This is a genomic window from Hamadaea flava, assembly GCF_024172085.1.
Lineage (GTDB): Bacteria > Actinomycetota > Actinomycetes > Mycobacteriales > Micromonosporaceae > Hamadaea > Hamadaea flava.
In genome coordinates, this window is record NZ_JAMZDZ010000001.1 from 1,700,364 (window position 1) to 1,715,034 (window position 14,671).

Below are 14,671 nucleotides of genomic sequence, written 5' to 3' on the forward strand. Positions count from 1 at the left end.
GCCCACCCGTCGCGCTGCACCGCGCAGCCGATCCCGAGGAGCCAACATGCTGAGATCGCGCCATAGGCCACTGGCCGCCGCGACGGCAGTCCTCGCCGTCGCCGCCACCCTCGCCGCCTGTTCCGACAAGGACGCGAGCACCGACAAGGTCACCATCACCGTCATGGGCCAGCCGGCCGCCACCAACAAAGCCGCGCTCGCCCTGTTCCAGCAGCAGGTAGCGGAGTTCGAGGCGGCCAACCCGACCATCGACGTCGTCGGCAGCGACGTCCCGTGGGACGCGAAGACCTTCGCCGCCCGGCTGGCCGGCGGCAACGCGCCCGCCGTCATCCGGGTACCCCTGACCGAGCCGCCGTCGCTGATCGAGCGCAAGCAGGTCGCCGACATCACCGCCGAGGCGTCTGAGCTGGCCAGCTTTGCCGAGCTGAACCCGCGGGTCATGGACTTCCTCGTCCGCGACAAGGTCGTATACGGGCTGCCGGAGAAGAGCTACGCGTTCGGCCTCGTCTACAACCGCGAGCTGTTCACCAAGGCCGGGCTCGACCCCGACCACCCGCCGACGACCTGGGACGAGGTCCGGACGGCCGCCAAGCAGATCAGCGAGAAGACCGGCAAGACCGGCTTCGGCGAGATCTCCACCAACAACAGCGGCGGCTGGCACCTCACCGGGTACACGTACACCAACGGCGGCACGATGATCAAGCAGGGCGCCGACGGCAAGTACGTGGCGTCGTTCAACGACGAGCCGACCCGCAAGGTCCTGCAATGGTGGAAGCAGGTCCGGTGGCAGGACGACTCCCTCGGCGACAACATGCTCGGCAAGCAGGAGGACCTGCTCGCGCAGTTCACCGCCGGCAACGTCGGCATGTGGGTCTCCGCACCACCGGACCTCTACCCGAACTACGTCGCCGCCGGCGGAGACCCCGCCAAGTACGGCGCGGCGGCCATGCCGCAGGGCGGCGCGAACGCGACGCTCGCCGGGGCGACCGTGCTCATGGTCAGTGCCAAGGCATCGGCCGCACAACGGGCCGCCGCGGTGAAGTGGATCGAGTTCCGGGCGCTGCGGCCCAACTACGATCCCGACGTCGCCGCCAAGTACGCCAAGGCGTCCGCCGCGGACGGCCTGCCGGTCGGCGTACCGGTGTTGCCGATCTTCAGCCAGGAGCGGTACCAGAAGGTGCAGACCGCGATCTCGGCGTACGTGAACGTGCCCGTCAAGAACTTCGCGTCCTACGTCGACTCCTTGAACCGGTTCACCTACGTCGCAGAACCGGCGGTGTCCTCCCAGGAGATCTACGCCGCACTGGATCCGCTGGTGCAGAAGGTGCTCACCGACAAGAACGCCGACATCAACGCCCTGCTGTCCGACGCCGAGAAGCGCGTCAACACGATCCTGACTCAGGCGCAGCGGTGACATCCGTTCCCACCCGCGTACCGGTGACGGCACGTACGACGCCCGGCGGCACTGCCAGCCGCCGGGCGTCGGCCGCGCGCCGGTCGGCCTGGAGCGCGCTGGCCTTCCTGCTGCCGGCGATCTTCCTGTTCGGATACTTCGCCTGGTGGCCGATCGGCCGCAGCGTCGTGCTCGCCTTCCAGCAGACGAACCTGGTCGACGCCCCCGAGTGGGTCGGCTGGCAGAACTTCCAGGAGCTGTTCGCCGATCCGCTCCTGCCGCAGGCCGTGCTCAATACGCTGTGGTTCGCGGCCCTGTCGCTCGTGATCGGGCTGCCGCTGCCGCTGGCCGTGGCCGTGCTCACCTCCGAGCTGCGCCGCGGCGGCGCTCTCGCCCGCACGCTGGCCTACCTGCCGGTGGTGATCCCGCCGGTGGTCTCGGTGCTGCTCTGGAAGACCTTCTTCAATCCGGGCGAGGAAGGCGTGGTCAACGCCGTGCTCGACCTCGTCGGTCTCGGGCCTTATCCCTGGTTGCAGTCGCCCGACCTCGCCATGCCGAGCCTGGTGATCGTGGCGACCTGGTCCGGCTCCGGCACCGCGATCCTCGTCTACCTCGCGGCGCTGACCGGCGTCAGCACCGAACTCTACGACGCCGCCGAACTCGACGGCGCCTCCGTGTGGCGGCGCGTCTGGCATGTGACGCTGCCGCAACTGCGCGGCGTCATCCTGGTGCTGTTGCTGCTTCAGATCATCGGCGCGCTCCAGGTCTTCACCGAGCCCTACGTCATGACCGACGGTGGGCCGGCGAACGCCACCGTGACCGTCCTGCTGATGATCTACCGGTACGCGTTCCTGTTCGGCGACTACGGCGTCGCCACGGCTCTCAGCGTACTTCTCGCAGTGGCCTTGGTCGTCGTGTCCGCCGCGTATCTGCGCCTCACCCGAGCCTGGAGCACGTCGTGACCGCCCCTGCCCTCGGCCGTGCCCGGCGCGCGGCCCCGGCGCCGCCGCGCCGCATTCTGTCCGAGCGAGACTGGAGCCGGCCCGCGACCAGGGCCGGCTGGCGCGGGATGCACACCGTCCTGTTCATCGGCCTGCTGCTCTTCGGCGCCGTGCCGCTGGTCTGGATGATCCGGGCCGCCGCGTCGACGACGACCGACCTGGTCCAGCGCCCGCTCGCCGTCTGGCCCGAACCGGCCAAGTGGTCGAACATCTCCGACGCGTGGAACCTGCTCGGCATCGACCACTACCTCGTCAACACCCTCTGGCTCGTCGCCGGATCGTGGCTGGTGCAGCTGATCGTCGCGACCACCGCCGGCTTCGCCCTCGCCGTCATTAGGCCCTGGTACGGGCGCTACGTCTACGCGGCGTTGCTCGCGACGCTGTTCGTGCCCGGAACCGTCACCCTCGTCGCCCTCTACATGACCGTGCTCGATCTGCCCGGTCTCGGCGTCTCGATCGCCGACACGCCCTGGGCGATCTGGCTGCCCGCCGGCGCGCACGCCTTCAACATCCTGCTGGCGAAGCAGTTCTTCCAAGCCATCCCGGCCGAGATCTTCGAAGCCGCGCAGGTCGACGGCGCGGGCTGGTTCACCATCTTCCGCCGCATCGTGCTGCCCATGTCCCGTCCCGTATTGGCGGTGATCTCCCTGTTGTCGATCATGACCGCGTGGAAAGACTTCCTCTGGCCCCTCATCGCGCTGTCCGACCCCGAGACGCAGCCGCTGGCGGTCGCGCTGCCCCGGCTCGCGCAGAACACCGATCCCGCCTATCTCGTCGCCGGGCTGCTCATCGCGAGCGTCCCGCCGATCGTGGTCTTCCTGCTGTTCCAGCGGCACATCGTCCGCGGCATCGGCTTCTCGGGGCTCAAGTGAGCGCCCTGTCCGTGCAGCTGTACTCGGTTCGAGATAGTCTGCGGAAGGATCCCGCGGCCACCCTCGAACGGCTGGCCGCGGCAGGCTTCGACGAGGTCGAACCGTTCGACCTCGTCGAATGGGCGCCACGACTCGAAGAACCCTTGCGTACCACCGGTCTGCGGGCCCGGACCGGGCACGCGTCGCTGCTGACCGCGCCGGACCTGCCGGTCATCTTCGACGCGGCGGCCCGGCTGGGCATCACCACCGTGATCGAACCGACCGTACGCGACGGCTGGCAGGACCTTCGTGGCGTGGCGACCATCGCCGACAGCCTCAACCACTGTGCCGAGCGGGCGAGTTCCCACGGGCTGACCATCGGATACCACAACCATTGGTGGGAGTTCACCCGTCTCGCCGGCACCACCGCACTGGAACAACTGGCGGGGATGCTGCACCCGCCGGTCGTACTCGAACTCGACGTCTACTGGGCCGCCGTCGGCGGAGCGGACGTCACGACGCTCGCCACCGGCTTGGCCGGTCAGATTCGGCACCTGCACGTCAAGGACGGCCCGATCGAGCAGGATCCCGCGTCGCAGGTGCCGGCCGGCACCGGACGAGTCGACCTCGCGGGCGTCCTCGCCGCCGTGCCGGGCGCGACCAGGGTGCTCGAATTCGACGCGTACGCCGGCGACGTCTTCGCCGCACTCGCCGAAGGCGCGGCCTGGGTACGCACCCAGACCGAACCCCCGGCCGACGCACAGACGGAGGAAGCGTGAACGGCAGCGGCCGAGTCGGTGTCGGCGTCATCGGCGCCGGCGTGATCAGCGAGCAGTACCTGCGGAACCTGACCCGATTCCCCGACCTCGACGTACGCTTCGTCGCCGACCTCGACGTCGACCGGGCTCACGCCCAGGCCGCTCGGCACGGAGTGGCGCGCTCGGGGTCCGTCGGCGAACTGCTCCACGATCCGGCGATCGAACTCGTCGTCAACCTCACCGTGCCCGCCGCCCACGTCGAGATCGGGCTGCAGGTCCTGGAGAGCGGACGGCATCTGTTCGCCGAGAAGCCCTTCGCGCTCGACCTGGCCGGCGGCAGCCGGCTGTTGGCCGCGGCGCAACGGCGCGGCCTGCGTACCGCCAGCGCACCGGACACCGTCCTGGGCGCCGGCCTGCAAACGGCCGCCCGCATCGTCGCCGACGGAACGATCGGGCAGCCGGTCACGGCGAACGCGCAGTTCCTGGCGGTCGGGCCGGAGTCGTGGCATCCGAACCCCGAGTTCCTCTTCGCGCCCGGCGCCGGGCCCCTGTTCGACATGGGCCCCTACTACCTCACGACGCTCGTCCAGCTCATGGGACCGGTCATGCGGGTGAGCGCGGCAGCCTCGACCGCGCGTACGACGCGGACCATCGGGTCCGGGCCCCGCAAGGGCGTCGAGTTCCCCGTGCTCGTCCCCACCTACCACGCGGCGTTGCTGGAGTTCCGCGACGGCGGCATCGGCCAGGTCGTCTTCAGCTTCCAGGCAGCCCGGTCGAACCGGCCGACGCTGGAGATCACCGGAACCCAGGGCACGATCACCCTGCCCGATCCGAACAGTTTCACCGGAACCACGTCACTGTGGACCGACGACCCGAACACGCCGACCGAGATCGACGCCGGACCAGCCGAACACACCCGTGGCATCGGCGTACTCGAACTCGCCCGCGCCATCCGGGCCGGCGTACCTGAACGCGCGAGCGGCGACCTCGCGTACCACGTCCTGGACATCATGGTGGCCATCGCGTCGTCGGCCGCCTCCCGGCTGCCGGTCGACGTCACCAGCTCAGTCGAACCGGCGCCGCCGCTGCCGGTCGGCTGGGACCCCACTGAGTCCACACTCGACACCGCGCCGGTCACGGCCGGATAGAACATCCCCTGGTACGGGCGGCGGGCCCAACGCTCGCCGCCCTTTCTTGATACCGGCCGTCCTGCTGCGAATCAGTCGCGGGCCAGATCGTAGGCGGCTTGCGGATCCCGGGAGCCTCTGGCCTTGGCGGTGCCGAAGGACTGGTCGCCGCTGCCGGACCGGCCGCGCAGCTCCCGCGGTACGCCTCCAGTCCCGTCGACCGGCTGCTCGCCTCGGCGGGCCCGGCCGGTCGGCGAGGAGGCCGAGACCGGGCGCAGGGTGCCGTCGGCGGCCCTGGCCGCACCCGGCGGGACCATGGGCGGCGTCATCCCGGCCGCCGACGCCGAAGCTCCGGCCGCGGTCGCCGCGACGCTGAGTTCTGGGCCGACGCCGACGGCCCGTCGCCCGGCCAGCGTTCGAACGGCGGCCGGCAGGGTGGGCGTACCGACGGCGGCGCCGAGGGAGCCACCGGGCACGGACACCGTGGGCGCGGAGTCGACGCCGGGCAGCGAACCGCCGGGCAGATTGGGAATGAGGTCGGCACCGGACAGGGATAGCCCGTCGCCGGTCAGCCCGGAGAGGTCCGACAGGTTCGCTGAGACGCCGGCCGCGGAGACAAGGCCCTGCAGACTGGTCACGGCGCTCGTCACGGACTCGACCGCGGTGACGACGTCGTCGGTGGAGTTGCCCTCGCTGGCCGGTCCGATGCTGACGTTCGGCGTCCGGATTCCGGCGGCCGAGCAGACCTGGAGCATGGTCGTGTCGAACAGGCCGCCGAGCGCGGTCATCTCAGCGCCGGAGGCCTGCTGGAATCCCAGGGCAGCCCAGGCGGTCAACGGGTTCGACAGGGCCGCCAGATAGCTCTGGTGCAGCCCGGACACGATCTGGAAGCTGGCGGGGACCGCGGCGGCGAGCGTACCGAGACCGGCGACGACCTGGGAGGCGTCGATCCGCTCGCCCCACATCTTCAGCTCGGCCAGCGTGCGCTGAGTCTCGCGTTCGAGTTCCCGACCGGCCTCGTCCGGCCAGTGCGGCAGCAGGTCGGCGGCGCGTACGTGCAACTCCACCTCGGCGGCCGCGATCCATTCGCGGACCTGGGTCCACATCCGGGCGGCGTCGGTGAGGGCGGCGACGTTGGCGTTCTGCGCGGTCACCATGGCGAGGTGGGTCTCGATCGGCAAGAAGTTGTACGGGACCACGGTGCGCTCCTCAGGCTTGCTGCTGCGGGTCGGTGGAGTGGGCAGCGTCCGTCTTCGCAGCCCCGGACTCGTCCTTGTCGTCCGTGTCGTCCTTATCGGCGCTGTCCGACGAGGTCGAGCCGCTCAGCGACTGGGCCATGCTCACGCCCGCCGTGGCGAGCTTCGCCGTCGCGGCGACGAGTTTGGCCGCGCTCGAGACCTCGGCGGCCGAGTAGGTCACCGCGATCGTGTTGACCTTCGCGGTGTAGGTCAGCAGCTCGTCGGTCACCTGCGTCAGATACGCGGCCGCGGCGACCGTGGCGGCTTTGTCCAGTAAGGACATCGCGATGCCCTCGATCAGCCCGGTCAGGTTCGGCGGTACGCTCGCCCGGCTCATCGAGTCCGGGATCGGCGGGACGGTGAGCTGCTTGGAGAACGCCGCCATCGCGGTGGGGTCGCCGTGGACTTCGTACATCAGCTGCCTCTTCTCGGGGTCCGGCCTTCGGCCACGTCGTCGTGCTGATCGACCTGCCACATCTCCTCGTCGAGGAGGCGGATGGTGTCGTCCTCGGCGTCCCATCGCCGCTGCGCGGCCGGGGCGGGCTTGGTCGCGCCGCTGCGCCGGCCACGCAGAGCCACACCGGGCACACCGGCGGCTCCGGGTGCTGCGGCGGCTCTGCGGTCCCGGGGGCGGCCGGAAACGGGCTGTTCGCTAGTGCCCGGCTTGATCCCACCCGATCGCTTCGCGGCGGCGGCCGCCGCGTGGGGCGGATACATCGGCGGATACCCGCCGGTCGCGGCGGTGGCGGCGGTCAGCCCGGTCGGCAGCGGCGTGACGGCGGGCCCGGCGGTCGTCGTGGGGACCGCCGCCCGCGCCACCGCATCGGCCACGACGCCGCCCTCCACGGCCGATCCGACGCCGGCCAGTCCCGGCAGCCCCGAGGCGACGCCGGGCACGGTGTCCGGGTTGATCACGTCGCCCAGGTCGGTCGGCAGCGGGCTGGTGACCGGATCGGGTGTGGTGCCGCTGCCGGTCAGGGCCTCGGCGAGGTCGCTCAGCGCGCTCGCGACGTCGGACGCGTCCTTCGTCGGATCGGTGGACTCGGTCGGCGTCGTCTCCGGCGTCGTGGCCGGATTCGGCGTCTCCTGCGGGGACTCCGGGGCCGACTCGGGGTCAGGCGTACCGGCTGGACCGTTCGCCGATCCGGCGTCCGGACTCACGCCTCCGTCGGGACCGAGCGTCGTCTCCGACTCACCCGCGCGGGGACCCGGCCAGAGCAGGCCACCGACGGCCAGGGTCATGGCCTTCGCCGCGTTCGCGTACGCCTGCCCCAGCTCGTTCATGGCTCGTACCGAGTCCGCGGTCGCGGTGACCAGTTCCTCGGTCATCTGGGGAGTGCTCAGTTTGCTGACATGGGGATCTGGCCTGGAGCCGGCGGACAGCACGTCGGTGTACCGGTAGCCGCGCAGCGCCCAGTCACGTCGCTGTTTCGCGAACTCGACCTTGCTGTATGTCGTGCTGATCAGGTTCGGGAGATCGGTGAGCTGCTGCACGACTCCCGAGTCCTTGATCTGCGTGACCCACGCCCCCAGCGCGTCGCGGGATCGAACCAGGCGACCGTCGACCTCGGTATGCGCGCCGTCGGTCCAGCCGTCGCCCACGGGCTCGCGCCGATTCTCGATTTCGGCCTGCGCCAGGCCGAGCCAGGTGGAGAACCCCTGCCACATGCTCAGCGCCTGCTGAAGCTGCTCGCGATGACCGAGTTCCGCCTTGACCGCCGCGAGGTGCTGGTCGATCGTCCACGCCTGGTAGTCGAAGGTCATGGCTTGGCTCCCGTCGGAGCGTCGAACCGAGGCTCTCGGTCGGGCAGCCCGTCGGCGGGGGGACGGTTGACGATCGAGTTCAGTTCGTCCTGGCTCATCCCGGCCCCATTCGCGTAGAGATCCGCGCAGTCGGTGATCATCGCCTGGAACCCGGCGAAGCCCTGGCGTACGTAGGTGATGAGCTCCTGAACCTTCTTCGTGCTGTCCACATCGCAGCCGAACAGGCCGGTGCAGTCGGGCATGCCGCCTTCGCAGGCGTGGGTCGGGTGACGGACGAGATCGTCGCCGTAGGACGGAGCGGTGAGCCGGCCGGCCGCCTCCCGCATCTTCTCCGGCTCGCCGTCGGTGAACTCCTTCGCCATGCTCCCTCCCTTGTGGACGTAATCGACAGCCAAGCAGTCCAGCCGGACCGGGTGCGGCAGGCGGCAGGTTCCGGCCATGGCTCACTCCTTGGGCGGCAGCCAGCCGAGCTGGACGAGTCCCTTGTGGCCGCGCCGGTCCACCAGCCAGCCCCGACCCGGGGGCAGCACCCGCGCCCGCATGCCGCCCAGCAGCGGACCTTCGTCCCGGTCGCCGGACATCATCAAGCCGGGCGTGCCGACCTCGCGCAGCCGCGCCAGGAAGGGCTCGAACAGTCCCCGGCCCGCGCCGCCCGTACGCCGGGTCAGGATCACGTGCAGCCCGATGTCGCCGGCCTGCGCGGCCAGGGGCAGCAACGGCATCAGCGGATGGTTCTGATGGGTCGCCACCATGTCGTAGTCGTCGACCAGCACGAAGATCTCCGGCCCACGCCACCAGTTGCGGGCCCGCAACTGCTCCGGCGTGACATCCGCGCCCGGCAGGCGCTTGGACATCGCGGCCGCCACCTCGGCGAGCAGGCCCCGGCTGTGCTCGTCGTTGGTGCCGTAGCCGAGCAGATGTTCCGGGCCGACCTCGCCGAGCAGGCTGCGGCGGTAGTCGAGCAAGACGATCCGGGCCTCGTCCGGCTGGTAGGCCTGGGTGATGCGGCGGGCCAGCAGCCGCAGGAACGACGTCTTTCCGCACTGGGTGTCGGCGAGGAGGAAGAAGTGCGGGTCGGCGGCGAAGTTCAGCCGCATCGGGGACAGATCCTTCTCGTGTACGCCCACCGCCAGTCCCGCCTCGGCACCGGTGAGTTCGTCGGTCGGCGGCAGCTCGTCATGCGGGTGCATGCCCGGCAGGAGGCGTACCGACGGGGCAGGCCGGCCCGGCCACGCCGCCGCGACCGCCTCGACCATGCCGCATACGCCGTCGGCGAGGTCGTCCACGCCGGTTCTGCCGTCGATCCGGGGCAGAGCGGCCAGGACCTGGTGTCCGCTCATCGAGATGCCCCGGCCCGGCGCCCCCGCCGGTACGCTCATCGCGGCCCGCCGGTCGATGAACGAGTCGATCGGGTCGCCGATCTTGAGCTCGACCCGGCTGGCGAACAGGTCCCGGACGTTCATCCGCAGATCGAACGAGCGGGTGCAGCTGGCCGCGAGGTGGATGCCGTAGGACAGGCCACGGGCGGCGATGTCGGCGACGATCTCCTCCATGTCCTCGAAGTCGCCGCGCAGGGTCTGCCAGCCGTCGATCACGAGGAACACGTCGCCGTGCGGGCTGTCGGCGAATCGGCCTTCGGCCCGCAGCCGGCGGTAGGTCGCGATGCCGTCGATGCCGTGCTCGGCGAAGAGCGCCTCCCGCTGGGCGAGCAGGGTGGCGACCTCGGCGACGGTACGCCGGACCGCCCCGGTGTCGAGCCGGCCGTAGACCCCGCCGACGTGCGGCAGGCCCGCGATGGACGCCAGCGTGCCACCGCCGAAGTCCAGGGCGTAGAACTGCACCTCGCGGGGGGTGTGGGTGAGCGCGAGACTGGCGATCAATGTCCTCAGCACGGTGCTCTTGCCCGTCTGCGGGGCGCCGATCACGAGCATGTGCCCCGCCGCGCCCGACAGGTCCAGGTCCAGCGGATCGCGGCGCTGCTCGAACGGGCGGTCCACCAGGCCGAGCACGGCGCGCAGCGGCCGGGCGGCGGGAACCGTCAGGCCGCGTACCGGGTCGGCGGCCAGCCCGGGGAGCAGCTCGTCCAGGCTCGGCGGGTCCGACAGCGGCGGCAGCCACACCTGATGCGCCGGTGCGCCGCGCCCGGCCAGCCGATCGACGAGCACGTCCAGCAGGGTCTCGCCGACAGCGGTGTCTTCGTCGGCCGGCTCAGGGGTCTCGTCGATCGCGAGGTCGGCGGCGACGTAGGAGGTCGTGTACTCCCGCAGCGACAGCCACTCGGTGGCGGCGGCGGGGGCCGGCAGGCCGGTGGGGCGCTGCCGCACGCCGGACACGTACGCCGACCGGAACCGGATCATCTGCTCGGTGCCGACCTTGAGGAAACCGTGGCCGGGCGCGCGGGGCAGCTGGAACGCGTCGGTCACCCCGAGGACGGCCCGGCTCTCCATCTCGGAGAACGTCCGCAGCCCGATCCGATACGACAGGTGCGTCTCCAGGCCGCGCAGTCGCCCCTCGTCGAGCCGCTGCGACGCGAGCAGCAGGTGTACGCCCAACGACCGGCCGACCCGTCCGATCTGGACGAACATGTCGATGAAATCTGGCTTGGCCGACAGCAGCTCGGAGAACTCGTCGCAGATCACCAGCAGGGTCGGCACCTCGGGCAGCGGGGCTCCGGCGGCCCGGGCCTTCTCGTAGTCCCGCAGCGAGGAGAAGTGCCCGGCGGCCCGCAGCAATTCCTGCCGGCGGATCAGCTCGCCGTTGATCGCGTCGGTCATCCGGTCGACGAGGTGTAGTTCCTCGGCGAGGTTGGTGATGACCGCGCTGGTGTGCGGCAGCGAGTCCAGCCGCGTGAACGTCGCGCCGCCCTTGAAGTCGATCAGGGCGAAGTTCAAGGCGTTCGGCGGGTGGGTGACGGCCAGCGCCAGCACCAGCGTCCGCAGCAGCTCCGACTTGCCGGAGCCGGTCGCCCCGATCAGCAGGCCGTGCGGGCCCATGCCGTCCTGGGCCGACTCCTTCAGGTCGATCTCGATCGGGGTGCCGTCGGCCTGGATGCCGAACCTGACCCGGAGCCGGTCGCGATGCGGTCGGGGCACCCAGGTGTCGTCCGGGTCCAGCAGGTACGGGTCGTCCAGTTCCAGCAGCTCGGCCAGGCCCAGTTCGGTGGTCATCGGTGCGTCGCCGTGCAGGCCGGCGCTGAGCCGCAGCGGCGCCAGCTGCCGGGCCAGCCCTTCGGCGGCGACCAGGCCGAGAGAGTCCGCGTGCCCCAGGTGCACGGTGCCGTCGACGGTCTCGCTGATGAGGTCACCGGCGGCGTCGACGTCCAGCACGACCGCCGTGCGGTCCAGTACGCGCGGCGGCGGCGAGCTGAGGTCGACGACGGTGACCCCCTCGACGCCGCCGCCGGTCATCAGATGGCTCGACCCGGCGACCGCGCCGCCGTCGAGGACCACGACCAGGAGCGGGCCGGGCGTCCGCGTGTCGACCTCCGGGTCGAACCGGGGTCGCTTGGTCAGCTCCTCCTCCAGCATCGACTCCAGCGCCGGGATCGTCGGCGCGACCAGCCGGAGCGGGCCGAGCGCGTCGGTCCGCTCCGGGTGCAGCGCGTGCGGCAGCCACTTGGTCCACTCCCAGTCGACGCGGCTGACGTCCTGGGCGCAGACCGCGACCCGCAGGTCGTCCGGCGGGTGCAGGGTGACGAGCTGGGCAAGCATCGCGCGCAGCATGCCCAGCGCCGCCGTCCGATCGCCGCGAAGGTAGATGCGGCTGAAGCCGTTGGTCGCGATCGCCAGCGGCAGCCGCTCGATGGTGGCGTAGGTCGTGATGAACCGGCGCAACGCGAGCGCGGACAACGGCTCCAGTTCTTCGAGCGCCTTGGTCTCCGGGGCGACGATCGTCAACGCAGGACGCTGCGCGCCGCGGCCGATGCGGGCGGTGCCGAAGTCAGGGTCGTCCTTGCGGCGTTCCCAGAGGCGGTAACTCGCCGCGAGCGACCACAACGTGGCCGGGTCCGGATGCAGGTACTCCATCACGTCGCGCTGGCGGCGTACGGCGCGGCGCAGGCGCAGGCGGTGCTGGGCGAGGTGCCGCAGGTACTTGCGCCGGGCGTGGCCCATCTCCCGCTTGCTCGGGCCGCCACCCTGCAACAGACCGGCGATGAGGGTGCCGAGCATGCCGACGCCCATGAGGCCGTAGATCACGTAGCGGACGGAGCCGCCGAGAGCGCCGGAGTACATCAGCATCATCGCGACGGTCATCGCGATCATCGGCAGCACCATCAGCAGCTGGGTCCACTGCATCGCCGCCGGGGGCGGGATCTCCGGCGGGGCCTGCAGGATCAGCTCCCCGGACGGCATCTCCGGCGCCGGCCGGCGAGCTGGTCTCTTCACCACGACAGTCGCCACGGACGCGATCGTGCGCCAGGGCCGGCGGTGGTTGGGCGACGTGGCAGGAACGTGCCGCTCCAGTTCGGGCGGCGGCGGGGCTCCCTAGCGTTGCCCGCAGAGGAACCCGAGCACTGGGAGGACGCGTGCAAGGCGGAGACACTTCACGAATCGACATGACCTACGCGGACGCCGCGTACGCCATCAAGGTCCACGAGGACCGGAGCGACGAGCAGGACCGGGCCACCCGGGCCAACGACGCGCGCAGCAGCCAGACGATCGCCCAGCGGCTGGGCGGCACGGTCCAGGCCCGGGCCTATGACGCGGGCCGGGCGAGCGTCGCCGACTTCACCCGGGTCTACCGGAACGGCCAGGAGACCAACGACAACAACCGGTTGGCGATGAACACGGTCCAGGGCGGGGACGCGCAGACCGTCCACGCGCTGGGCTCGTTCGACTACGGCACGACCGCCGTCATCAACGGCTGAGAGGGGCTTGCAGATGACCGACTCCAACCGCTACTTCGTCGGCATTCCCGACATGTACGCCGAGGGCAGCGACTACTTCCAGCACGCGACGTTCATCCGCGAGACCGCGGAGGACAAGTTCCACGTCGTGGCCCGGTTGGCTTCCGGTGACGCCCTGTCCGAACAGCAGGTCGTCGAGGCTCAGTACGAGATGAAGATGGCCGACGATCACTCCGGCGGCCTGGAGCAGCACGGCACGGTCTTCAACAACGTCGGCGACATCGCCGCGCAGACGTTGAGCACCGCGCTGCGGATCGTCACCCAGCACTGAACGGACGCGGTCCGTGAAGGCCCCTCCCCGCGGGGAAGGGGCCTTCTTCAGATCAAGAACGTCTGCTCCGGCGGCTCGACGATCTCCGGCTCGACCGGCGATGGCGCCGCCCACCCCGCCTGCCAGCGGCGACGGCGTCCGCGGGGCAGCACCAGCGCGGCCACGAAGGCCAGCCCGACGCCGCCGACAGCTGCGCCGGTCAACCACTTGGCCACTGTGGCCACCCGATGCTGCCGGGCCGCCTCGGCGATCCGGGCCTCGTCCGGCGGGTCGGGCACGAACGCGGGCAGCTCTCCAGGGCCGCGAAGATCGAGTCCGTCGGTCACCGCCCGGTAGGGGTCGACCAGTCCGGCACCGTATCGCGTGCTGTGCAGACCGCCCCGGGCCGGGTTCGCCGTCGCGATCAGCCGCTGCGCCACCTGCGCGGCGGTCAGGGCCGGCCAGGCGGCGCGGACCAGGGCGGCGGTACCGGCCACGAACGGCGCCGCGAAGCTGGTGCCGTCGACATAGGCATGCCCGGTCACCCGCGTCGGCGCGAGAACCTTGACCCCGGGGGCCACGATGTCGACGTACTGGCCGGTCCGCGAACCCGACATCAAAGCTCCGTCGATGTCTATCGCCCCCACGCCGAGCACACCGTCGTACGCCGCCGGGAACGAGGGCCACTCGGCGCCGCCGCTCTGCTGACCGTTTCCGGCTGCGGCCACCACCAGCACGTCTTTAGCCACCGCGTACGCGACGGCCGCTCGCACGGCTGGGTAGTCGTCGTAGCCGGCCAGCGACAGGTTCAGCACCTTGGCACCGGCGTCGGCGGCGTACCGGATGCCGTTGGCGAGGATCTGCGGGTCGATCCGCAACGTCTCGCCACGGTCGTCGACGTCGCGGTCGCTGATCCGGACCGGCAGGATCGCCGCGTCCGGCGCGACTCCGTGGAACCCGACGCCCGGCACCTGCGCGGCGGCGACGATGCCCGCCACGGCGGTGCCGTGCGACACGCAGTCGAACGTCGCCGGTCGATTCCGCGTGGTGAAGAAATCCTTGCCGGCCCGCACGCGGCCACGCAGTTGCGGATGATCAGCGTCCACACCGGAATCGACGACGGCGACGAGCACCCCCGCTCCCCTGCTGAACGGCCACACCCGTTGCGGATCCAGCAGCTTCTGCGCCCACGGCAGTTCCCGGACCGGAGCCCGTCCCGGATCGGGATCATGGCAGGCACCGGCCGGTGGAACCGCTCGCGCGGGCGCGACGCCGATCAGCTGGACGGCGGTCAGGGCCGTCACGGCCAGCACGACAGCTGCGAGCCTTGCTTTCACCGCTCTCCTCTCGTCCCGGTGATCGTGCCGCCGGGCCCGGAATCGG

13 protein-coding genes are annotated in these 14,671 nt (G+C 71.0%); 7 read left to right on the forward strand and 6 right to left on the reverse strand.

Annotation, left to right across the window (positions count from 1 at the left end; translation table 11 throughout):
- Window positions 1–46 precede the first annotated feature (46 nt).
- The 5 genes from HDA40_RS08090 to HDA40_RS08110 are packed head-to-tail and all read left to right on the forward strand — an operon-like array spanning window position 47 to window position 5,151.
- On the forward strand, window positions 47–1,414 hold the full coding sequence (locus tag HDA40_RS08090) for an ABC transporter substrate-binding protein (RefSeq protein WP_253753539.1): 1,368 nt from the start codon (window positions 47–49) through the stop codon (window positions 1,412–1,414).
- Window positions 1,411–2,355, forward strand: a complete 945-nt coding sequence (locus HDA40_RS08095; RefSeq protein ID WP_253753541.1) for a carbohydrate ABC transporter permease — start codon at window positions 1,411–1,413, stop codon at window positions 2,353–2,355. Before HDA40_RS08090 ends, HDA40_RS08095 begins: the two co-directional genes overlap by 4 nt.
- On the forward strand, window positions 2,352–3,266 hold the full coding sequence (locus HDA40_RS08100) for a carbohydrate ABC transporter permease (protein ID WP_253753543.1): 915 nt from the start codon (window positions 2,352–2,354) through the stop codon (window positions 3,264–3,266). The genes HDA40_RS08095 and HDA40_RS08100 overlap by 4 nt, the downstream gene beginning before the upstream one ends.
- On the forward strand, window positions 3,263–4,024 hold the full coding sequence (locus HDA40_RS08105; RefSeq protein WP_253753545.1) for a sugar phosphate isomerase/epimerase family protein: 762 nt from the start codon (window positions 3,263–3,265) through the stop codon (window positions 4,022–4,024). The genes HDA40_RS08100 and HDA40_RS08105 overlap by 4 nt, the downstream gene beginning before the upstream one ends.
- A complete protein-coding gene (locus tag HDA40_RS08110) occupies window positions 4,021–5,151 on the forward strand; it encodes a Gfo/Idh/MocA family protein (RefSeq protein WP_253753547.1) in 1,131 nt (376 codons plus the stop codon). The genes HDA40_RS08105 and HDA40_RS08110 overlap by 4 nt, the downstream gene beginning before the upstream one ends.
- A gap of 71 nt (window positions 5,152–5,222) precedes the next feature.
- Here the strand turns inward: HDA40_RS08110 and HDA40_RS08115 are convergent, their stop codons facing one another.
- Genes HDA40_RS08115 through eccCa form a run of 5 tightly spaced genes read right to left on the reverse strand, consistent with a single transcriptional unit; the run spans window position 5,223 to window position 12,532 of the window.
- A complete protein-coding gene (locus HDA40_RS08115) occupies window positions 5,223–6,329 on the reverse strand; it encodes a hypothetical protein (RefSeq protein WP_253753549.1) in 1,107 nt (368 codons plus the stop codon).
- Between the two features lie 10 nt (window positions 6,330–6,339).
- Window positions 6,340–6,783 carry a hypothetical protein gene (locus HDA40_RS08120; protein ID WP_253753551.1) on the reverse strand — a complete coding sequence of 148 codons (444 nt, stop codon included), beginning with the start codon at window positions 6,781–6,783 and terminating at the stop codon, window positions 6,340–6,342.
- Window positions 6,783–8,132, reverse strand: coding sequence for a hypothetical protein (locus HDA40_RS08125; RefSeq protein WP_253753553.1), 1,350 nt, complete (start codon window positions 8,130–8,132; stop codon window positions 6,783–6,785). Before HDA40_RS08125 ends, HDA40_RS08120 begins: the two co-directional genes overlap by 1 nt.
- Entirely contained in the window at window positions 8,129–8,572 is a 444-nt protein-coding gene (locus tag HDA40_RS08130; RefSeq protein ID WP_253753555.1) for a hypothetical protein, read from the reverse strand. The genes HDA40_RS08125 and HDA40_RS08130 overlap by 4 nt, the downstream gene beginning before the upstream one ends.
- 3 nt (window positions 8,573–8,575) lie before the next feature.
- On the reverse strand, window positions 8,576–12,532 hold the full coding sequence (eccCa, locus tag HDA40_RS08135; protein ID WP_253753557.1) for a type VII secretion protein EccCa: 3,957 nt from the start codon (window positions 12,530–12,532) through the stop codon (window positions 8,576–8,578).
- A 155-nt stretch (window positions 12,533–12,687) separates the two neighbouring features.
- Between eccCa and HDA40_RS08140 the strand changes: the two genes are divergently transcribed.
- Both HDA40_RS08140 and HDA40_RS08145 read left to right on the forward strand, forming a co-directional pair.
- The gene (locus HDA40_RS08140) at window positions 12,688–12,999 is read left to right on the forward strand and encodes a hypothetical protein (protein ID WP_253753559.1); all 312 of its coding nucleotides are present in this window, start codon (window positions 12,688–12,690) and stop codon (window positions 12,997–12,999) included.
- Window positions 13,000–13,012: 13 nt separating this feature from the next.
- Window positions 13,013–13,309 (forward strand): hypothetical protein, encoded by a 297-nt coding sequence (locus HDA40_RS08145; protein ID WP_188991950.1) that lies wholly within the window; start codon window positions 13,013–13,015, stop codon window positions 13,307–13,309.
- 47 nt (window positions 13,310–13,356) lie between these two features.
- Here the strand turns inward: HDA40_RS08145 and mycP are convergent, their stop codons facing one another.
- Entirely contained in the window at window positions 13,357–14,625 is a 1,269-nt protein-coding gene (gene mycP, locus HDA40_RS08150) for a type VII secretion-associated serine protease mycosin (protein WP_253753561.1), read from the reverse strand.
- Window positions 14,626–14,671 lie beyond the last annotated feature (46 nt).